Below are 19,159 nucleotides of genomic sequence, written 5' to 3' on the forward strand. Positions count from 1 at the left end.
TTATCCCGCCGAGGCCTGTTCGAAGGCTTCGGCCGGTTCAGCCTTGCCGGTCAGTGCGAGCTGGATGGCGTTGTAGATGACGGTGGCGGCTTCGGGCCATTCCTCGCCGAGCTGGCCGGTGCGCGAGCGGGCGTTGGCCACCTGCTCAGTGAAGGACTCCATCTCGGGGACCTTGGCCACGTACTCCTCGGCGAGGGCGGTCTTGGTGGGGACGGTGTAGCGGGCTTCGGCGAGGGCGAGCTGGTTCTCGTCATTGCTCATGCACTCTACGAACTCGGCGGACTTGGCCTGCTTGGCGTCGTCGCCCGTGACCGGGACGGTCCAGACTTCGCCGCCGAGCGGGGCGATGGAGGTCTGGCCCTCCTCGTTGACGGGGATCTGCACGGAGGCGAACTTCACGTCGGGGTTCTCCTGCAGGGCCGGGATCTGCCACGGGCCGTTGACCATCATGGCGGCCTTGCCTGCGACGAACTGGTCCTTCACATCGGCCTGCGACCAGTTGATGACGGCCTCGGACGCGGAGCCGCTGCTGACGAGGTCCTTCCACAGCGCGAGGGCGTCGGCAACCTCGGGGGTGGTGAGGTCGGTTTCCTCGCCGCCGTTGGACCACATGAACGGCAGGAACTGCCAACTGCCCTCGTAGGTGGCGATGGCGGAGAACGCGATGCCGTACTGGTCACCTTCCGTCAGTTGTTCCGCGGCGGTCTTCAGTTCGTCCCAGGTCTGCGGGGGTTCGACGCCGGCAGCCTCCAGCAGCTCGGGGTTGTAGAAGATGCCGAGGGTGTTGGCGGTCGGTGCGAGCCCGTAGACCTCGCCCTCGTACGTGGCGGCTTCCAGCATGCCCTGCGCGAAACCGGAGGTGTCGACGTCGTACTCGCTCAGCGGAGAGAGCCCGCCGGTGGCGGCGATCTCCTGGACATCCGGGTTGTCGAGCATGAGGACGTCGGGCATGGTCCGGGACGACGCACGCTGCAGCACCTTCTGGATGAGGTCCTTGCCGGGGACGGTCTCGCGTTCGATGGTGACGTCGAGCTCGGTGGCGCAGCGGTCGATGGCTTCCTGCACGAGCGTCTTGTCCGGCTCGTTGTTGTAGTAGTCGACGACGGTGAGGGACTCGACGTCCGCGCCCGCCCCTGCGGCCGCACCGCCTTCTCCACCACCGCCGCATGCCGTCAGGGCGAACGGTGCGATGGCGGTCATGGCAGCCAGCGTGGTCAGTTTCCGGTTTTTCATGGGGCTCCTTTGCCTTGCGGGAGTGTTCTAGTGGACGGGGTTGAGGTGTTTGGTTGGCGGGATGCTGTGCCAGGCGGCGTTTTGGGCTGCGCTGGCTTCGACGGCGGCGAGGATCTGTTGGATCTGGAGGCCGTCTGCGAAGGACGGTTCCGGTGCGGTGCCGGTGGCGATGCCGACGACGAAGTCGGCGATCTGGTGGATGAAGGTGGACTCGTAGCCCAGGCCGTGGCCGGGAGGCCACCAGGCGCCGGCGTACGGGTGGTCGGGTTCGGTGACGAGGATGCGGCGGAAGCCCTCGCTCGCGGCGGGCTGGGTGTTGTCGTAGAACTCGAGCTCATTGAGGCGTTCGAAGTCGAAGGCAAAGGCGCCATTCGACCCGTTGACCTCAATACGGAGCGCGTTCTTCCGGCCGGTCGCGAATCGGGTGGCTTCGAAGGTGGCGAGTGCACCGCCGTCGGTGCGGGCGAGGATGACTGCCGCGTCATCGACGGTGACCTCGCCGCGTTCAGTGGTGCCGCCGTCGTTCTGTCCGCTTTGTGCGCTGAGTCCGGAGGACGACGACGGTAGCGGCCGCGTGGGCACGAACGTCTCGGTAAGCGCCCTGACGCCGGTGAGGGTGTGGCCGGAGATGTGCTGGGCGAGGTCGATGATGTGGGCTCCTATGTCCCCGAGGGCGCCGGAGCCGGCCTGCTCGCGGTCCAGGCGCCAGACCAGCGGGAAGTCCTCGTCCGTGATCCAGTCCTGCAGGTAGGTGGCGCGGATGTGGCGGATGGAGCCGATGCGGCCGTCGTCGACCAGTTGCTTCGCGTAGGCGATGGCCGGGGTGCGGCGGTAGCTGAAGCCGACCATCGCGTGCGTGCCGTTGGCGGCTGCGCGTTCGGCGGCGTCGGTCATGGCCTGTGCGTCCTCGACGGTGTTGGCGAGCGGCTTCTCGCAGAGGACGTGCTTGCCGGCGTTGAGGGCGGCGATGGCGATCGGGGCGTGGAGCTTGCCGGGGGTGCAAATGTCGACGACGTCGATGTCCCGGTCCTCGACGACGGTGCGCCAGTCGGTCTCGACGCGGTCAATGCCGAACTTCCGAGCGAACTCTGTGGCGGCGTCGCTGTTGCGGCCGCAGACGACGGCGAGGTGGGGCGTAGCGCCAAGGTCGAAGAACCGGGGTGCCGTGGTCCAGGCCTGTGCGTGGATGGAGCCCATGAATGAGTAGCCGATGATGGCGACCCTGAGTGGCTTGGGCATGAAGCAGCTCCTTCCTCATTGAATGTGCTGTGTTGTGCGTGGGTGCTGGAGCAGTTCCGGTAAAACGCTTAACTCTCCGGCCTGGAAACGAGTGTTCCGCGTCACGCCCGTGCTTGTCAAGGAAAAATTTAAACGCTTTACTGAAGGAGTAACCGGCGCGGGGTCCGGTGCATCTTCGAACTAGAAGGACGTTGTCTATGGCCACCATGCAGGACGTTGCACGGCATGCAAACGTCTCCATCGCGACGGTGTCCTTCACCATCAACAACACCAAGCCGGTCTCCCCCGCAACCCGTGCCAAGGTCGAAGCGGCCATGCGTGAACTGGGCTTTAGGCGCAATGCGGTGGGCCGCGCGCTGGCCAGCAAACGCACGCGGATCATCGCGCTGCTGTTCCCCGCGCTGCAGCATTCCTTCAGCGGAACCGTCGTGCAATTCTTCACCAGTGCTGCGGCCGCCGCCCGCGAGCTCGGCTACAACCTCGTGCTGTGGCCCATCAGCAACGAGCCCGGGCAGACGACGGAGCTGACGTCGTCCGGGCTGGTGGACGGGGTGATCCTGATGGAGGTCCCGCTCGACGACCCGCGTGTGGTGGAGCTGATTGATTCAGGCACTCCCTTCGCACTGATCGGACGCACGCGGGAACCCGACGCACTGACCTACGTGGACATCAACTTCGAGGACACCCTCATGGAGGCGGTGCGGCACCTGACCGCGCTGGGGCATAAGCAGATCACCCTGCTGGATGACGCCGTCGGAAGTCGTGGACTGGACTCGTTCGGTCCGGTGAGCCGTTCGCGGGAGAGTTTCGAGGCAGAGATGCGCCGCCAGGGGCTAGAGCCCACTGCCTTCACGTGCGAGGCTGCGCCGGCGGCGGGCAAGGCCGCTGCGGCTGAACTGTTGCGCGACTTCCCGTCGACAACCGCCGTCATCATCCAGAACGAGCTCGCGGCAACCGGCTTCGTCAGCGGTCTGCGGCATGCGGGGATCGAGATCCCGCGGGACCTGTCGGTGCTGTCGGTCGGATCATCGGCGGAAATGGCTGCGATGGCGGACCCGGAGCTGACCGTCATGTCCTCCCCCAGTATCGAGCTGGGCCGGATGGGTGTAGAGGCGTTGATCGACCAACTGGACGGCCGGGCGACCGAGCTCCGGCAGGAACTGGTGATGTGCCGGTTGGAGGGCGGGCAGTCGACAGGGCCGGCGCCGGAGCGAGACTGAGGCGCAGAAGTTGTTGACGCTACTGCACGGCGTCGTGCTTTAGTACCGCGTGGGCGCCCCAGGTTTCATTCGCTATCTGGGTGATCCGCAGGTCCACCACCGTACTCGCCAGCGCCAGCGCCCTGGTGCGGTCCACGCCGAAGAGGCTTTGCATCCAGGTCAGCATGGCTTTCAGGGCCTCACCGGTTGCCAGGTTTAGATCGGTGTTGAAACCGAAGGTGATCCTCGACGTCGGTGTCACGGCGTGCACTGAGGTCAGCGGCGGGTCGACGACCAGATCGAGCACCAGCTCCGACGTCATGCCGCATTCAATCGCAGTGCCGCCCACCTCGCCGTCGCCCTGCGCGGCGTGCCCGTCCCCCACACACAGCAAAGCGTCGGGAACTGTGACCGGCAGGTACAGGGTGGAGCCTGCGGTCAGCTCCCGGCAGTCGATATTCCCGCCGCCGTCCGCTCGGGGCGGAATGGTGGCCGTTTCGCCACGCTCAGCGGGCGGAACACCGACGACGCCGAGGAACGGGCCCAGCCGCACCTTGTGTCCCAGGTCATTCACGGCAACACCGCGCTCGGCATCAACCTCCCACAGCAGCCACTGCGGAACACCGCCTTCAACGGCGAGCAGCCTTGTGAAGGCATCATCCTTACGTCCGGAAACGGTGAAGCCCCAATTGTCCGGAGTCAGCGAAACGAAGGTGACCGCAAGCATGTCCCCCGGCCGCGCTCCGGCGACGGCGATCGGACCGGTGAGACAGTGCCCCTTCCGGTAGGCGAACAATCAAGGCTGCTCCTCACCCGGGAAGGTTTGACGTCGCAGGTGGCCCGATGCATCGAGGGACCGTACCCACACGGTGTCCCCGGGGTTCACCGTCAGCGCTGGCGGAATATCCCGGGAAAACACCTGGACTGCCGTCTTTGGACCAGGCTCCAAATGGTGAACAGTCACGTGCGCCCTCCGATAGTCGAAACGCCAGCGTACCTGCTGTGCCGGTTCTGCACCGCTGCCTCGCCCCCCCTTCCCGGTTCACTCACACGTACCCATCCTGCTCGCCTCCCTAACGTCTACCGCTTCCGTCCGCCGCCGGGTTCTCCGGCCGGAGTCGGTAGTTGGTGCCCCAGGGAATCGATGAGCTCTCTGCTCTCTGCCCGGATTGTTGCCAAGTCCTCAATCTGGCCACTCAGAACTACGGCGGCGTCAGCTACTTCGAGTGGTGAGCCGGGAGTGATCTGGCCGTCAACCCTGAGACTGATCAAAGATTCGACCAACCGGAACGCCAATTCCCCGTGACGTTGAAGACCGTCTGAGGCCAGTGGGGCGCGGACGGCTGCCGAACCAAAGTCCCGGTACAGCTGCTGCAGTTCCTCACGATCGGCAAGGAAGCTAGCGAAGCGCTCGCTGCGAACTTCAGGCAGGTGGTAGAGGATTCCCACGTTCCATCTGCCGCCGCAAAGATGCGATCCGTCGACCAGAGCTACTGCGTGAAGCCTTGCGGCAGGAGAAACTGAATCCCGTCCTTGATCCGCTGCTTCACGAACTGCACGCGCGAAAGACAACCCCGGAGCAACGGTGCGGGACAGCAGATCCTCAAGGATGTCGTCCTTCGTCGCGAAGTGGTGGTAGAGGGAGGACTGGCGGATTCCGACGGCGTCCGCGATGGCGCGGGTAGACGTGGTGGCATAGCCCTGAGTGGTGAAGAGCTCGGCGGCCGCGTCGAGGATCTCTTCACGGGCGGTTGCCCCGGGTCGGGTCGCTTGGCGCGTGCGGGGACGCCCCGGTCCAGTAAGGGTCATGAACCCCATTCTGACAGGCGGAAAAATAGCCTCAGCGCCACCGTTCCGTGATGCCGGTGATGACCCCCATGGCGCGAAACAAAGTGGAAACAAGCTCCTCATGTGCCTTTTACGTGCGGGAAACCGCTGCGCGACGTGGCGTTGGAAAACTATCAAGTGACCGGTATTGCGCAGGCCCCACACGGCTCCTGCTCATCACCACCCGATAATTCCAGCCTCGGAGACCCCATGACGACCTCAACCCAGATCCACCAGGACGATGCCGACCTCACGTCGCTCGGCTATCAGCCGTCCCTGCACCGCAAGCTCGGCCGGTACGCGTCCTTCGCGGCAGGCTTCTCCTTCGTCTCCATCCTCACCACCATCTTCCAGCTCTTCGCCTTCGGTTACTCGTTCGCCGGCCCGGCATTCTTCTGGACCTGGCCTATCGTCCTCGTCGGACAACTCCTTGTCGCCCTGAACTTTGCGGAGCTGGCTGCCCGTTATCCGCTCTCGGGTGCGGTGTACCAATGGGCGCGGCGGGTGGGTGGAGAAACCATCGGCTGGTTCGCGGGCTGGTTCATGGCTCTGGCGCAGGTTGTCACTGCCGCCGCTGCAGCCATCGCCCTGCAGGTGGTGCTGCCCCAGCTGTGGACGGGATTCCAGGTCGTCGGCGGCGATCCGGCGCTCAACACCGTCACGGGTGCGGCGAACGCCGTCGTTCTCGGTGCCATCCTCCTGGTCGCCACCACCATCATCAACGTGCTCGGCGTCCGCCTGATGGCGCACGTGAACTCGATTGGGGTGACCTGCGAAATCGTCGGTGTTGTCGCCGTCGTCCTCGCCCTCCTGACCGCGGCGCAGCGCGGGCCCGACGTCGTCGGCGACACCACCGTGCTGCAGGGGTCGGACCTCGGCGCTGTGGGCGCCTTCCTGGTCTCAGGCCTCATGGCCGCCTACGTGATGGTCGGCTTCAACTCCGCCGGCGAGCTCTCCGAGGAAACCAAGGACCCCCGCCGCACGGCACCACGCACGATCATCTCAGCCCTGGTGATCTCCGGAATCGGCGGAGCGCTCATGATCATCACCGCGCTGATGGCAGCACCGAGTCTCGACGACGGCCGCCTCGCCACCGAGGGACTTCCCTACGTCCTGACGGCTGTGCTCGGCACCTTCTGGGGCAAGGTCCTGCTGGTTGATGTCGCCATCGCCATCTTCGTCTGCACCCTCGCCATCCAGACCGCCGGCTCACGCCTGGTCTTCTCGATGGCGCGGGACGGCAAGCTCCCCGCCTCGGGCCTGCTCTCGACCGTTCATCCCCGCCGTGGCACCCCGATGTGGCCGTCGATCGCCATCGGCGCCCTGGCCGTCGGAATCCTGGCAATCAACGTCGGCAACGCAGCCCTCTTCACCACGCTGACCAGTGTCTGCATCGTCATGGTGTACATCGCCTACCTTCTGGTCACCGTGCCGCAGCTTCTCAACCGCCTGCGCGGTGACTGGGACCGCGTGGGACAGACTATGCCGTCCGGCCTCTTCTCCCTGGGCCGCTGGGGCCTGCCCGTGAACGTGCTCGCCGTCCTCTACGGAGCCGTCATGGTGGTCAACCTCGCCTGGCCCCGCCCGGAGGTCTACGACCCCGCCGGTGAAAACGGGATCCTCCTCTACTCCGCTCCCCTGCTGGTCGCCGTCGTGTTTCTCCTGGGCGTCTGGGTCCGCAGGCGTACTCTGCGGGCCTCCTAGCACCCCCTCACGCTCACTGTTTACCCACTGCCGTTACCCACTGCCGTACGAAACACCGACAGGATCGACATGACACAGACCACCGAAACCCCAGCAGGAACGGCTACCACCACCGGTGCCCGCGCCCATGCCCGGGAACAGCACAGCCGCACAGCGGAGACTATGCGCCACATCCCCGTGTCCACCGCACCCTCACGCATCACGGCAGCATTGCCCGACGGCGCCGCCGGCCGCCTGGTCTGGTCCGAAACGCTGGCCTTCGGCCGTTACACCACACTCCCGTTGGCCCGCGGCACCCGCCTCCGGCTCACCGATACCGGCGACGCATGCGTCCACACCCTCCTGTATCGGGCCGGCGCGCTGCACGAACGCTTCAATGCAGCCGACACCGTCAAGGTACCGTGGCAGGCCTACCCCGGCACCGGGCACCCGCTCCTGTCCGACGCCGGCCGGGTCCTCGCCACGATCGTCGAGGACACCTCCGGTCACCACGACGCCCTGACCGGCGCCACCACCCTCGCCGGAAACACCGCCCGCTACGGAGCCGGCACCGCACACAGCGCCTCACCGGCCGCCCGCGAACTGCTCACCCTCGGCGCGCTGAAGAACGGCCTCGGCCCACGCGACGTCGCCCCCTCCCTCACCCTCTTCAAGGGCGTCCACGTGGACGACGACGGCAGCATCCGCTTCACCGGAAGCGCCGGCGCCGGCACACACGTGGACCTGCTGCTGCAGCTGGACGCCGTCGTCGTGCTTGCCAATACCGCCCACCCGCTGGACCCGCGCGAGAACTTCACCGGCTCCGCCGTCGAGATCACGGCCTGGCGGGCTCCGGAAGAACTGGCCGCGCTGGCCGACGGCAGCCTGGTGGGACCGCTGGCCCCCGAACACCTGCAAGCCCTGAACAACACCGAGCACGACCACGCCGCAAGGAGCACCCGATGACCACGACCCTCCCGCAGTCCGCGAGCAACGCCGCCCTCGCACCCGGCGCCGTCGTCCTGGACGAGTACGTGGAAGCCCGCGGCCCGTGGTCCGCCGTCGTCGCGGCCGGCGACGTGCTCACGATCGTTGACCTCGACGGCAACCAGGCGGTCGACTGCCTCCTCTACGCCGCCGACGACACCACCGTCCGGTACTCCGCGCCCGTCACCATCGCACAGCAGCGCTCGATCGTCCTGACCACCGGCTCGGTGCTGCGCGCCGACACCGGCCTTCCGCTCATGACCGTCGTCGCGGACGAAGTAGGCGTCCACGACACCATCGGCGGCGCGTGCTCGCAGGAATCCAACACCCTGCGGTACGGCCAGCACACGCGAGAGCAGCACGCCTGCGTGGAGAACTTCCTCATCGAAGGCTCGCGGTGGGGACTCGGCAAGCGGGACCTCGTGTCCAACATCAACTGGTTCATGAATGTGCCGGTCGATCCCGACGGAGCGCTCGGCATCGTCGACGGGCTCTCCGCTCCCGGCAAGCGCGTAGCCCTCCGCGCCGAGGTGGACACCCTGGTGCTCGTCTCGAACTGCCCGCAGGTGAACAACCCCTGCAACGGCTTTAACCCCACTCCCGTCCGCATGATCGTCACCCGTCCGGAGAACGCAGCATGAGCCGCTTCGACACCCTGCTCGTCGCCAACCGCGGCGAGATTGCCTGCCGCATCATCGAATCGGCACGGAAGCTCGGCCTGCGTACCGTCGCTGTATTCTCGGAGGCTGACCGCGGCGCACGCCACGTCCGGCTCGCCGACGAGGCGGTCCTCCTGGGACCCGCCCCTGCGAAGGAGTCCTACCTCCGCGTCGACGCCCTGCTCGCGGCCGCCGTGGCCACCGGAGCCGGAGCAATCCACCCGGGGTACGGCTTCCTGTCCGAGGACGCCGACTTCGCCGAGGCCGCGGAAGCGGCCGGACTGGTGTTCGTTGGCCCCACCCCAGAGCAGCTGCGCATCTTCGGTACCAAGCACACCGCCCGCGACGCCGCCTCCGCCGCGGGCGTCCCCATGATCGCCGGTTCGGGCCTGCTCGACAGCGTGGAAGACGCCCTGGCGGCTGCAAAGTCCATTGGCTTCCCGCTCATGCTCAAGGCCACTGGTGGCGGCGGCGGCATCGGGATGACCGTGTGCCGCTCGGAGGAGGAACTCGCCGAAAGTTTTCCGCGCGTTGCCCGCCTCGCGGGAGCGAGCTTCGGGACCGCCGGCGTCTTCGCTGAGCGCTACGTGGAGAACGCCCGCCACGTGGAAGTGCAGGTCTTCGGCGACGGCGAGGGCCGCGTGGTCAGCCTCGGCGACCGCGACTGCTCCCTGCAGCGCCGACACCAAAAAGTCCTTGAGGAGGCTCCCGCCCCGGACCTGCCGGATGACCTTCGCGAAGAACTGCACCGCAGCTCGCGCGCCCTATGTGCCTCGCTCGGCTACCGCTCCGCCGGGACAGTCGAGTTCGTCTACGACTCCGCACGCCAGGAGGCCTCGTTCCTCGAGGTGAACGCGCGACTGCAGGTGGAGCACCCGGTCACCGAGTCCGTGACCGGCGTCGACCTCGTGGAGTGGATGCTCCGCCTCGCCCAGGGCGGGGCCGATGCAGCCGCCGTGCTCGCCGAGGTCCCGGACAGCGTTCCGGTCTCCGGCCACGCCGTCGAAGCCCGCGTGTACGCCGAGGACCCGGCGAGGGGCTTCCAGCCCAGCGCGGGCACCATCACCAACGCGGTTTATCCCGAGGCGGACCACGTCCGCGTGGATACCTGGGCCGAGACCGGCAGTGAGGTTTCCACCAACTACGACCCCCTTCTCGCGAAGGTCATCACCTCCGGCAGCAGCCGCGACGAGGCCTTCGACCGGCTGGCGAGCGCCCTCACCGGCACGCGCATCGACGGTATCGAGACGAACCTCGGCATGCTCCGCGCGGTCAGCACCCTCGACGTCGTCCGCGAAGCCGCCCACTCCACGAACACCCTGAACAGCATCGGTGACCCGGAGCCGCGCATCACGGTCGAGCGTCCGGGCCTGCAGACAAGCGTGCAGGACTGGCCGGGCCGCACGGGACTGTGGAAGGTCGGCGTGCCGCCGAGCGGGCCGATGGACGACCTGTCCTTCCGGCTCGGCAACCGGGCCCTGGGCAACCCCGAGGGTGCTCCGGGCCTCGAATTCACGATGACCGGCCCCAGCCTCACGTTCTCGCACGCCACCCGGCTCTGCGTCACCGGCGCCGACGTCCGCGTCACGGTCGACGGAGCCGAGGTGCCGCTGTGGGAACCGGTCACCGTTCCGGCAGGCGGAACGCTCGACGTCGGTACGGCCGAGAGCGCCGGCATGCGCGGTTACATCCTGTTCGCCGGCGGCCTCGACCTTCCGCTCTATCTCGGCAGTGCCTCCACCTTCACCCTCGGCCAGTTCGGCGGTCACGCCGGGCGCGTACTCCGTTCCGGTGACGTGCTTCGTACGGTCCCGACGGACAACCAGAACCTGCCGGCAAACGAATCGCCGGTACCCGTTGACGCCCGTCCGGCCCTGACTTCCCGGTGGGAACTCACCGTCGTCGAGGGCCCGCACGGCGCCCCGGAGTTTTTCCAGCGGGAGGACATCGACGACCTCCTTGCCACCGACTACGAGGTGCACTTCAACTCTGCTCGCACCGGCGTCCGGCTGATTGGCCCGAAGCCGAGATGGGCACGGAACGACGGCGGCGAGGCCGGCCTGCACCCCTCCAACATTCACGACACCCCCTATTCGATAGGTGCACTGGACTTCACCGGCGACACCCCGATCCTGCTGGGACCGGACGGACCCAGCCTGGGCGGCTTTGTGTGCCCGGTGACCGTGGTGACGGCCGACCGCTGGAAGCTCGGCCAGCTTCGCCCGGGCGACTCCGTGCGCTTCGTGCCGGTGAAGGCAGCCCAGGCACCGTCCCTGCGCGATCTGGGCCCCGGACGTCAACTCATCCTTCCCGAGACGCCAGAACCTGCAGGCGCCGCAACCGGTTCGCGGGCTACCCCGCTACTCCGCCGCGGCGATGGCGACGACGGCGTCCTGGCCCGCGTGGCAGAGGAACCAGGCCGTCCCGCCGTCACCTACCGGCGCTCCGGCGACGACAACCTTCTGGTCGAGTACGGCGACATGGTCCTGGACCTCGGCCTGCGGGCCCGGGTGCACGCCCTGCACCAGGCCGTCGAGCAACTGCGCCTTCCCGGCGTGGTCGACCTCACCCCGGGGATCCGCAGCCTGCAGATCAAAGTGGACCCATCCGTCCTGTCCACCCGCCGCCTGCTGGACGCGGTCCGGGAGATAGAGCGTGCCCTACCGGCGAGCTCCGAACTCGTGGTCCCCAGCCGGTCGGTCCGGCTCCCCCTGTCGTGGGACGACCCCGCGACCCGCGAGGCGATCGAGCGGTACATGGCCGGAGTGCGCGACGACGCCCCCTGGTGCCCGTGGAATATTGAATTCATCCGCCGCATCAACGGGCTGGACTCCGTGAATGACGTCTTCGACACCGTCTTCAACGCCGAGTACCTGGTCCTCGGGCTGGGTGATGTGTACCTCGGCGCTCCCGTCGCGACTCCGCTCGACCCGCGGCACCGCCTCGTCACCACGAAATACAACCCGGCCCGCACCTGGACGCCGCAAAACGCCGTCGGCATCGGTGGCGCGTACATGTGCATCTACGGAATGGAAGGACCCGGCGGATACCAGTTCGTGGGACGAACCACCCAGGTGTGGTCGCGCTACGCGGACTCGGCCCCTTTCGAGCCCGGCTCCCCCTGGCTGCTGCGGTTCTTCGACCGTATCTCCTGGTACCCGGTCAGCCCTGAAGAGCTGCTGGACCTCCGAGCCGACATGGCCGCGGGCCGCGGACGCGGTGTCGAGATCGAAGAGGGCACCTTCTCGCTCGCCGAGCACGAACAGTTCCTCGCGGACAACAGCGAGTCCATCGCCGAGTTCCGTCTGCAGCAGTCGGCCGCCTTCGCCGTCGAGCGTCAGGCTTGGGCCGACGCCGGTGAGTTTGACCGCGCGGACGCAGCGGCCGCCGTCGTTCCCGCGTCCGACGATCTGGTGGTGCCCGACGGCGCCTCGCTGGTTTCGGCGCCCTTCGCCGCCAGCGTGTGGAAGGTGGATGTGGCACCGGGTGACGTGGTGCTCAAGGGCCAACCGCTTGTTTCGCTCGAGGCCATGAAGATGGAAACCGTCATCACCGCCCCGCACGACGGACAGGTGCTGCAGGTACTGCCCCTCGCGGGTTCACAGGTGGTGTCCGGCGAAGCCCTGGTGGTTCTGCGAGCGCTGGATATCGAAGTAGAGCCCGAGGCGGATCCCGAACGGGGTTCCGACGCACGTGAGAAAGAAGAGGTAGCGGTATGAGCACTGTGACGGACCGCGTACGCGCCGCACTCGCGGGCATCGACGCAGTGGACAGGCCCGAGATCTGGGTTGCCGTGCGGACGCCGGAGGAACTCCTCGCCGAGGCCGCCGACATCGACGCACGGGTCCGCGACGGGGAGGAACTCCCGCTGGCCGGCCTGCTTCTCGCTGTGAAGAATAACGTGGATGTGGCGGGCATCCACACGACGGCTGCCTGCCCCGGTTACTCCTATCTTCCGGAACAGGACGCTGAAGCGGTACGGCGACTTCGTGCTGCGGGCGCTGTGGTGCTGGGGTCCACCAACCTCGATCAGTTCGCGACCGGACTGGTGGGAACCCGTAGCCCGTACGGTGCGGTCCGTGACTCACGCCGCCCGGAATACATTTCCGGCGGGTCCAGTTCAGGGTCGGCCGTTGCTGTGGCCCTTGGTTTGGCTGACATAGCGATCGGGACCGATACCGCCGGATCAGGACGGATCCCGGCCGGGCTGCAGGGCATAGTGGGCATCAAGCCGACTCTGCATGTCGTGTCCACCGACGGCGTCGTGCCGGCGTGCCGCTCCTGGGACACGGTGACCATCCTGGCCCGCGACCTTCCGACGGCGGAGCTCGCCATGGGCGTGATGGCCGGCGATGCCAGGGCCTGGCCCTCGGACGTACGCCTCGCCGCGCCGAGCCGACCGCGTGTCGCCTTCCCCGCCGAGCTGCCCGAGCTCTCCCCCGCCTGGGCTGCCGAATTCAGCCGCCAGGTTAGCCGGCTCGAGGCCTCCGGCGTCGACGTGGCACCGCTTCCGATCGACCTGTTCCTCCAGGCCGCCCGGCTCCTCTACGACGGAGCTCTCGTCGCCGAGCGGTATGCCGCGGTGGGTTCCTTCGTTGATGCGCAGTCAGCGGAGGGCAACGCTGCTGGCCTGGATCCGACCGTGTCCGGCATCATTCGACGGGCAGGAGCGCTTTCGGCCCACGACTACGTCGCCGACACCGGGCGGCTCGCCGCGCTCAAGCAGGCGGCGCTCGCGCAACTCGAAGGCTTCGATGCCCTGCTCCTTCCGACCGCCCCGCTGCATCCCCTGCTCCCTGAGGTTGCCGCGGATCCGGTCGGCGTCAACTCGCGTATGGGCACCTACACGAACTTCTGCAACCTCTTCGATATGTGCGCAGTAGCAGTTCCAGCGGGCGAGGTAAATGGAGCCCAGTTCGGTGTGACAGTAGTAGGACGCACCTTCGACGACGCGGTGGTAGCTGACATCGCCAGCCGGGTTGAGTTCGCTCCTGCTCCGCCGGCCCTCTTCGCATCGGGCAGTGCCGCGACACGGGACAGCGCCGGCAAGCCCTGGCCGTTGGCCGCTGGGGCTCAGGGAATTCCGCTCGTCGTCATGGGCGCGCATCGCCGCGGACAGGTACTCGCCCCTGATGTGGAGAAACTCGGCGGTTACTGGGACGGACCCGTGCGCACAGCCCCCCGCTACCGGATGGTGACTCTGGATACCCAACCGCCGAAGCCGGGTGTGTATCGATCGGACGAGGGCCGGGAGCTCGTTGGCGAACGGTGGATACTATCCGCAGCAGCACTGGGCCAGTTCCTGGCCGCACTGCCCGAACCAATGCTGCTCGGGTCGATCCAGCTCAACGATGGAACATCCGCCATCGGCTTTGCCTGTGACTCGGTGGCCGCAAACAGTAGTCGAGACATTACGCATCATGAGGACTGGCTGACTGCGCTTTCTGCCTCAGGTGAAGAACCCGGTCAGAAGGACTCAGAGGAACGCGACTACGGCCCTCTTCGGAATTTCCTCCTCACCGGGCTCTCCCGTGGTTTCTACTCTGATGCGAAACGCGGTTGAGGCGTGAGAACTCACTGGTGGAGCTGGCTGACGGGCGACGATGGTATGCGGTATGAAACGGACGGAGCCAGCACGAGCGGCAATCAGCAACACTCCTGGCTGCTGCCGGGAGACCTGGTGCTTCGAGGAGATGAGCTTCCAGTGTCGGCTCCGGCAGGCGAGGGCTCACCAGCGTAATGGACTGTCTGCTTGGCGCAGCGGTTCCCCCGGCGCTCAGCCTCCGGCCGATCGGTGAACCCATTCAGGTGTCGTGCGACTCAGCCGACGGTCGAGCGCAACCCGCAGCCGGGCGGCTTCATGCCGCACCCGCTCAGCTTCGCTTTTCTCGACCCGAACGCCGCGTGACTGTGGCGTTGTCTCGCCCGGTTCCAACCCTTCCCGCCAGGCGGCGTCGAGAAGCATCAGTTCCTCGGGCGTCAGCCACTCCGGTTCGCTGAGCACCCGGACCATGGAGATCCCCGCTGCTTTCCGGTTGAGGTCGGTGGAGAAGGCGGCGTCGAGCGCCCACTGGGCACGCTCCCACCACTGGGCCTTCTGGTCGGCGAGTGCTCGCTGCTCGAGTTCAAGCCGGTCCGCTTGAGCCTCTTGCTCGAGCACCCGCTGGGAGTGCCGCAGACTCCGCCACCCGATGATCCCGGTGATGACCGCAGCCAGGAGGGCAACGAACGGACCCAGGGCGCCGACGATCTCCCACCATTCGGCACCGTTGGATTGCTCAACGATCACGCGTACAGGCTGAGGAGGCACCATGCGCTAATCCTAGAGAGCACGGTCCCGCGAGGGGACGGACCCGCCGACCGGAGCCGGTGCTGCCGGGCGACGGAGCGCCGGAAGGAGACTCACGCCGGCGATGACAGACGCCACCACAAAGGTGGTCACCGAGTTGGTGGCGTTCAACAGCACCCCAATAAGTACTGCGCCGGCGGCCTGACCAAGCGCAAGCGTGATGAACAGCGCGGCCGTCCCCGCAGCAGCGGAACCAGGGAGCGCATCGGTAGCCCACGCGATCAGGACGCCGCTCAGCGCTACATAGCTAGCACCGAAGCAAGCACCCGCCGTGAAAACCGCCAGGTCATTGCCCGGCAGCACACCAAGAACGAGCGTCGCGGCCCCCATCAGCACAGCCGTCAATGTCCATGCTTTCCGAATCCCCCATTTGATCACAAGATCACCGGAGAAGGCTCCCGCTATGCCGGCGGCACCCAGACAAACCCAGAAGACTGTCGCTGCGGAATCACTCAACTGTCCCTCGGACGTGACCAGCGATCTGCCGAACGTCCAGACTGCGGCACTGGCTGCACCGGCGAGCAGCGCCGCCACCGAAGCTGTGCGCAGCGGTTTTAGTCCGCTCAACCGCAACGCAGGGCGCTGGCCCGCCGCCGTCGTCGTCGCCCGCCTGCCGGTGACCAGCACCGCGATGGCGGCGCCGATGTTGAGCGCGGCGATGATCCACCAGGCAGTGCGCCACTGATCGGTCAGAAGCAGCGCGAGCGGCCCGGCGACCACCACACCGAACCCTGTGCCGGAATTGACTACTGCCTGCGCTCGGGCTGACGCGCCCGTACTCACTGCCTCCTGAACGAGGGTGACCAACCCGGGAGATGCGAAACCCGCGCCGGCGCCGGCGAGCAGCATACTGGCCGCCAGAACAACCGCAGACCCTGAACATGCGACGCCGGCACTACCGACGGCAGCGACGCCGCCGGCAAGCGCAACCGTCAACCGCGGAGACGCAGCCAATCGGTAAGCCGCGCCCGCAGCCAGGCAGTAGGAAACAAAGCTGCCGCTGGAGATAGCGCCCGTTAGCGTGGGCGTGAGTGCAAATGACTGTTCGAAGGCCGGCGCGAACAGTCCGTAGCCAAAGCGTGCCAGGCCGTAGGTAGCAGCGATGAGGGCGGTAGCGCTCATGACAAAGGGCAGAGATGTGCGCACCGAACCTCCAAAGTAGAACCGCCGTTATAGTAGAACCAACGTTATAGTTGGACGCATGCGAACGCAATCACCACGAGGAACCGCACGGGAGCGGTTGCTCGATGCCGCAGATGAGTTGTTCTACGTCGGCGGCATCTCCACCACCGGCGTCGATGACGTGTTGGTGAAAGCGGAGGTCTCCGTTGCAACGCTCTACGCACACTTCGGAAGCAAGGACGGGTTGCTGGAAGCCAGCCTGCAACGGCGGCTGGACACCTGGAAGCTCTGCTGGGATGACGCGATCGCCGACGCGGACTCGGATTCGGGACGGTTGCTCGCGGTCTTCGACGCGCTGGCACTCTTCCGCGAGCGGCAGCGGAACTCCCGCTGGTGCGCCTTCCTCTCCACAGCGGTCGAGGTTCCGCCATCGAAGGCCGGTGTGGCCGAGCTCGTGAAAGCTGACACCGCCCTGCTGACTGAGCGCCTGCAGGTCCTGTCCGAACCCATCGCCGGACCTGACGCCGACAGGTTGGCCGCAGCCATCCTGCTCATCTATAACGGGACTCTGGCAAGCTTTCTCCGCGGCAGCCCCGAAGACCCAATAGCTCATGCACGCGACGCCGCCAGCCTGGTCGTGGGCACGTATGTGCACTGATTGCCGAGGAGTCGCGGGCAACAGAGCCGTCCGGTGACGCAACGAACAAGGCTGGGACACCCCACCACGGAACGCGGGAACGGAAGGAAACAAACAGTATGTTGAACACCGAACGTAGCGGCTCCGGGAGACCACTCGTACTCGTCCACGGACTCGCGTCCAGCATCCGCAATTGGGACCCCGTTCTCCCGTTGCTTCAGCAGCAGCGCGAGGTTATCGCCGTCGACCTCCCGGGTTTCGGCAAGAGCGACCCGCTTCCAGGTGAGGTCACCATCGCGACCCTGACGGACGCCGTCGAACGCTTCCTTCGCGACGAGAACCTGCCGGACGTGGACATCGTGGGCAGCTCGATGGGCGCACGTCTGGTTGTCGAAATGGCGCGCCGCGGCCATGCCGGGAACGCCGTCGCGCTCGATCCCGGCGGATTCTGGAACGACACCCAGGTCCGCGTCTTCAACAGCACGATCACCGCGTCCATCGCACTCGTCCGCCGGATCCAGCCCGCCCTTCCGTCGCTGGTTAAACAGGCCGCCGGCCGCACAGCGCTCCTCGCGCAGTTCTCCTACGCCCCCTGGAAACTGGACCCTGATCTTGTGCTGACCGAGCTGCGCGGATTCGCTGCCTCCCCCAGCCTCGATGCGGCACGCCGCTCGCTCGCGCACGGACCGCGGCAGGAAGGGGCATCGCAGGGCAGCCTGAAGGGCAAGCTCGCGTTCGGCTGGGGCAGGCAGGACAGGGTCACGCCGCTGAGCGAGGCCGCCGTCGCAATGTCGCTCTACCCCGACGCCACCCTCCACGTCTTCGAGGACTGCGGACACTTCCCCCACTGGGACCAGCCGGAGCAGACCGCGCGCTTCATCCTCGAATCGACGGGCGGCTAAGCAGACGGTTAAGCGAACACCGCACAGTCCGGGAAGTGGTGGAGGCGCTTCCACCACTTCCCGGGTTCGCTAGCTCTGGACGGGCGCCCAGGCGCCCGTACTCACGGCTTCCGGCGCGGTGGTGCCTGTGTCGAAGCGATCCAGGCGGAAGGACTTCAGGACCGGAGACGGGGTGCCGGTGAGGATTTCCTCCGCGAGCAGTTCACCGAGAATCAGCCCGAGCGTCGCCCCGGAGTGGGTGAACATCATGTGTAGTCCCGCGATTGTCGGCACGGGGCCCACCACAGGTTCGCCGTCGCCGGGAATGGGCTTCAGTCCCGCTCCCACTCGTTGCGCGGTCAGCTTGGGGTTCCCGGCGAGCACCTTCGATGCCTCGTCCAGCAAGCCCTGCACGGACTCCTCGGGAACCGTGATCGACCCGTCGTCCCCCACGATCACCGACTGCTCCGCCCAGTCGGCGTCGAGCACGAGCCTGCCGTCGGGCGTGGGCCGCACCGCAACGCGGGGGGTGTTCAGTACGGTGCTGACCTTGACATCGACCGGATCCGTGAACAGCACGAAGGCGGCGGGAGTAGCGTCCGGAACGGTTACGCCCAGGGCAGCGAGCTGCGCTGGAACGTCACCGCCGGTGGCCAGCACCACGCGATCGGCGGCAAGGCGCCTCCCGTCGCCGAGGATGACGCCGACTGCGGTGCCGTCCTGGACGTCCACCCGCACATCGCCGGCGTCCTCCATGATGGTTGCACCATGAGCCACCGCTTCGGCCACCAGAGCCGGAATGAAGTCCGGCATATTGACCCAGCCTTCGCCGGGGTTGTAGATCGCGCCTTCCTCGGCCACCGCATCCGCATCGACGTCCGGGGCCACCTGTGCCACGTCGGCGCGGTCGACCCAGAGGGAGTTATAGCCGGTGGAACGCTCGAAGTCGAAGGTGTCGCGGAAGGTTTCTCCGGGGCCGGCCCACTTCAGGGCACCGTTGAACCGGATGTAGTCGCCGCTCTCCGGGTGGCGCGCACACCAGGTGCGGTAGCGGTCAATGGCGAGCATCCGTAGGTAGTGGTAATCCGCTGAGCGGGCACCCGATGAGTTCAGCCATGCAATCGAGCGGCTCGAGGCCCCGCTTGCCAGAGAACCGGCAGTGACGAGGGTTACTTGCGCGCCGCCCCGTGCAAGCTGCATGGAGGTCGAAGCGCCGAGGATGCCGCCACCAATGACGGCGACGTGGTGGGCTGGAGCTTTGGAGGACATGGTTCTCCCTTTCTGAGGTGTTCGCGGGCAATCAGCTGCGCCGGGCGGCGTTGAGTCGTATCGCCCGAATCAGC

Annotated in this window: 15 protein-coding genes; 8 read left to right on the forward strand and 7 right to left on the reverse strand. The window is 66.9% G+C overall.

Going from position 1 to position 19,159, the window contains the following annotated elements:
• Together AC5RU3_RS13355 and AC5RU3_RS13360 are read right to left on the reverse strand one after the other, a co-directional pair.
• Positions 1-1,233: a sugar ABC transporter substrate-binding protein gene (locus AC5RU3_RS13355; protein WP_493965866.1), complete on the reverse strand. Its 1,233-nt coding sequence runs from the start codon at positions 1,231-1,233 to the stop codon at positions 1-3.
• Between the two features lie 27 nt (positions 1,234-1,260).
• Positions 1,261-2,472, reverse strand: a complete 1,212-nt coding sequence (locus AC5RU3_RS13360; RefSeq protein WP_493965867.1) for a Gfo/Idh/MocA family protein — start codon at positions 2,470-2,472, stop codon at positions 1,261-1,263.
• Positions 2,473-2,669: 197 nt separating this feature from the next.
• Here AC5RU3_RS13360 and AC5RU3_RS13365 point away from each other — a divergent pair, with 197 nt between their 5' ends.
• Positions 2,670-3,692 (forward strand): LacI family DNA-binding transcriptional regulator, encoded by a 1,023-nt coding sequence (locus tag AC5RU3_RS13365; RefSeq protein WP_493965868.1) that lies wholly within the window; start codon positions 2,670-2,672, stop codon positions 3,690-3,692.
• Positions 3,693-3,711: 19 nt separating this feature from the next.
• Here the strand turns inward: AC5RU3_RS13365 and AC5RU3_RS13370 are convergent, their stop codons facing one another.
• Together AC5RU3_RS13370 and AC5RU3_RS13375 are read right to left on the reverse strand one after the other, a co-directional pair.
• Positions 3,712-4,467 carry an acetamidase/formamidase family protein gene (locus AC5RU3_RS13370; protein ID WP_493965869.1) on the reverse strand — a complete coding sequence of 252 codons (756 nt, stop codon included), beginning with the start codon at positions 4,465-4,467 and terminating at the stop codon, positions 3,712-3,714.
• A 284-nt stretch (positions 4,468-4,751) separates the two neighbouring features.
• Positions 4,752-5,480: a TetR/AcrR family transcriptional regulator gene (locus AC5RU3_RS13375; RefSeq protein WP_493965870.1), complete on the reverse strand. Its 729-nt coding sequence runs from the start codon at positions 5,478-5,480 to the stop codon at positions 4,752-4,754.
• Between the two features lie 228 nt (positions 5,481-5,708).
• Here AC5RU3_RS13375 and AC5RU3_RS13380 point away from each other — a divergent pair, with 228 nt between their 5' ends.
• The 5 genes from AC5RU3_RS13380 to atzF all read left to right on the forward strand — a co-directional run bounded on the left by AC5RU3_RS13380 (position 5,709) and on the right by atzF (position 14,390).
• Positions 5,709-7,202 (forward strand): amino acid permease, encoded by a 1,494-nt coding sequence (locus AC5RU3_RS13380; protein ID WP_493965871.1) that lies wholly within the window; start codon positions 5,709-5,711, stop codon positions 7,200-7,202.
• A 69-nt stretch (positions 7,203-7,271) separates the two neighbouring features.
• The gene (locus AC5RU3_RS13385) at positions 7,272-8,147 is read left to right on the forward strand and encodes an urea amidolyase associated protein UAAP1 (RefSeq protein ID WP_493965872.1); all 876 of its coding nucleotides are present in this window, start codon (positions 7,272-7,274) and stop codon (positions 8,145-8,147) included.
• The gene (locus tag AC5RU3_RS13390; protein WP_493965873.1) at positions 8,144-8,809 is read left to right on the forward strand and encodes an urea amidolyase associated protein UAAP2; all 666 of its coding nucleotides are present in this window, start codon (positions 8,144-8,146) and stop codon (positions 8,807-8,809) included. Before AC5RU3_RS13385 ends, AC5RU3_RS13390 begins: the two co-directional genes overlap by 4 nt.
• Positions 8,806-12,546 carry an urea carboxylase gene (uca, locus tag AC5RU3_RS13395; RefSeq protein ID WP_493965874.1) on the forward strand — a complete coding sequence of 1,247 codons (3,741 nt, stop codon included), beginning with the start codon at positions 8,806-8,808 and terminating at the stop codon, positions 12,544-12,546. The genes AC5RU3_RS13390 and uca overlap by 4 nt, the downstream gene beginning before the upstream one ends.
• The gene (gene atzF, locus AC5RU3_RS13400) at positions 12,543-14,390 is read left to right on the forward strand and encodes an allophanate hydrolase (RefSeq protein WP_493965875.1); all 1,848 of its coding nucleotides are present in this window, start codon (positions 12,543-12,545) and stop codon (positions 14,388-14,390) included. Before uca ends, atzF begins: the two co-directional genes overlap by 4 nt.
• 213 nt (positions 14,391-14,603) lie before the next feature.
• Here atzF and AC5RU3_RS13405 read toward each other — a convergent pair whose 3' ends face one another.
• Positions 14,604-15,140, reverse strand: coding sequence for a hypothetical protein (locus AC5RU3_RS13405; protein WP_493965876.1), 537 nt, complete (start codon positions 15,138-15,140; stop codon positions 14,604-14,606).
• A gap of 9 nt (positions 15,141-15,149) precedes the next feature.
• On the reverse strand, positions 15,150-16,322 hold the full coding sequence (locus AC5RU3_RS13410; RefSeq protein WP_493965877.1) for an MFS transporter: 1,173 nt from the start codon (positions 16,320-16,322) through the stop codon (positions 15,150-15,152).
• A 55-nt stretch (positions 16,323-16,377) separates the two neighbouring features.
• Between AC5RU3_RS13410 and AC5RU3_RS13415 the strand changes: the two genes are divergently transcribed.
• Together AC5RU3_RS13415 and AC5RU3_RS13420 are read left to right on the forward strand one after the other, a co-directional pair.
• Positions 16,378-16,956 (forward strand): TetR/AcrR family transcriptional regulator, encoded by a 579-nt coding sequence (locus AC5RU3_RS13415; protein WP_493965878.1) that lies wholly within the window; start codon positions 16,378-16,380, stop codon positions 16,954-16,956.
• 98 nt (positions 16,957-17,054) lie between these two features.
• Positions 17,055-17,837: an alpha/beta fold hydrolase gene (locus tag AC5RU3_RS13420; RefSeq protein WP_493965879.1), complete on the forward strand. Its 783-nt coding sequence runs from the start codon at positions 17,055-17,057 to the stop codon at positions 17,835-17,837.
• A 69-nt stretch (positions 17,838-17,906) separates the two neighbouring features.
• Here the strand turns inward: AC5RU3_RS13420 and AC5RU3_RS13425 are convergent, their stop codons facing one another.
• Positions 17,907-19,085 carry an NAD(P)/FAD-dependent oxidoreductase gene (locus tag AC5RU3_RS13425; protein WP_493965880.1) on the reverse strand — a complete coding sequence of 393 codons (1,179 nt, stop codon included), beginning with the start codon at positions 19,083-19,085 and terminating at the stop codon, positions 17,907-17,909.
• Positions 19,086-19,159 lie beyond the last annotated feature (74 nt).

The organism is Arthrobacter sp. MDB1-55 (genome assembly GCF_059092925.1).

Coding starts and splice junctions, on each gene's coding strand:
- AC5RU3_RS13405 (WP_493965876.1), bottom strand. CDS start 15,140: ATGGTGCCTCCTCAGCCTGTACGCGTGATCGTTGAGCAATCCAACGGT.
- AC5RU3_RS13375 (WP_493965870.1), bottom strand. CDS start 5,480: ATGACCCTTACTGGACCGGGGCGTCCCCGCACGCGCCAAGCGACCCGA.
- AC5RU3_RS13360 (WP_493965867.1), bottom strand. CDS start 2,472: ATGCCCAAGCCACTCAGGGTCGCCATCATCGGCTACTCATTCATGGGC.
- AC5RU3_RS13415 (WP_493965878.1), top strand. CDS start 16,378: ATGCGAACGCAATCACCACGAGGAACCGCACGGGAGCGGTTGCTCGAT.
- AC5RU3_RS13380 (WP_493965871.1), top strand. CDS start 5,709: ATGACGACCTCAACCCAGATCCACCAGGACGATGCCGACCTCACGTCG.
- AC5RU3_RS13365 (WP_493965868.1), top strand. CDS start 2,670: ATGGCCACCATGCAGGACGTTGCACGGCATGCAAACGTCTCCATCGCG.
- uca (WP_493965874.1), top strand. CDS start 8,806: ATGAGCCGCTTCGACACCCTGCTCGTCGCCAACCGCGGCGAGATTGCC.
- AC5RU3_RS13385 (WP_493965872.1), top strand. CDS start 7,272: ATGACACAGACCACCGAAACCCCAGCAGGAACGGCTACCACCACCGGT.
- AC5RU3_RS13355 (WP_493965866.1), bottom strand. CDS start 1,233: ATGAAAAACCGGAAACTGACCACGCTGGCTGCCATGACCGCCATCGCA.
- AC5RU3_RS13420 (WP_493965879.1), top strand. CDS start 17,055: ATGTTGAACACCGAACGTAGCGGCTCCGGGAGACCACTCGTACTCGTC.
- AC5RU3_RS13425 (WP_493965880.1), bottom strand. CDS start 19,085: ATGTCCTCCAAAGCTCCAGCCCACCACGTCGCCGTCATTGGTGGCGGC.
- AC5RU3_RS13390 (WP_493965873.1), top strand. CDS start 8,144: ATGACCACGACCCTCCCGCAGTCCGCGAGCAACGCCGCCCTCGCACCC.
- atzF (WP_493965875.1), top strand. CDS start 12,543: ATGAGCACTGTGACGGACCGCGTACGCGCCGCACTCGCGGGCATCGAC.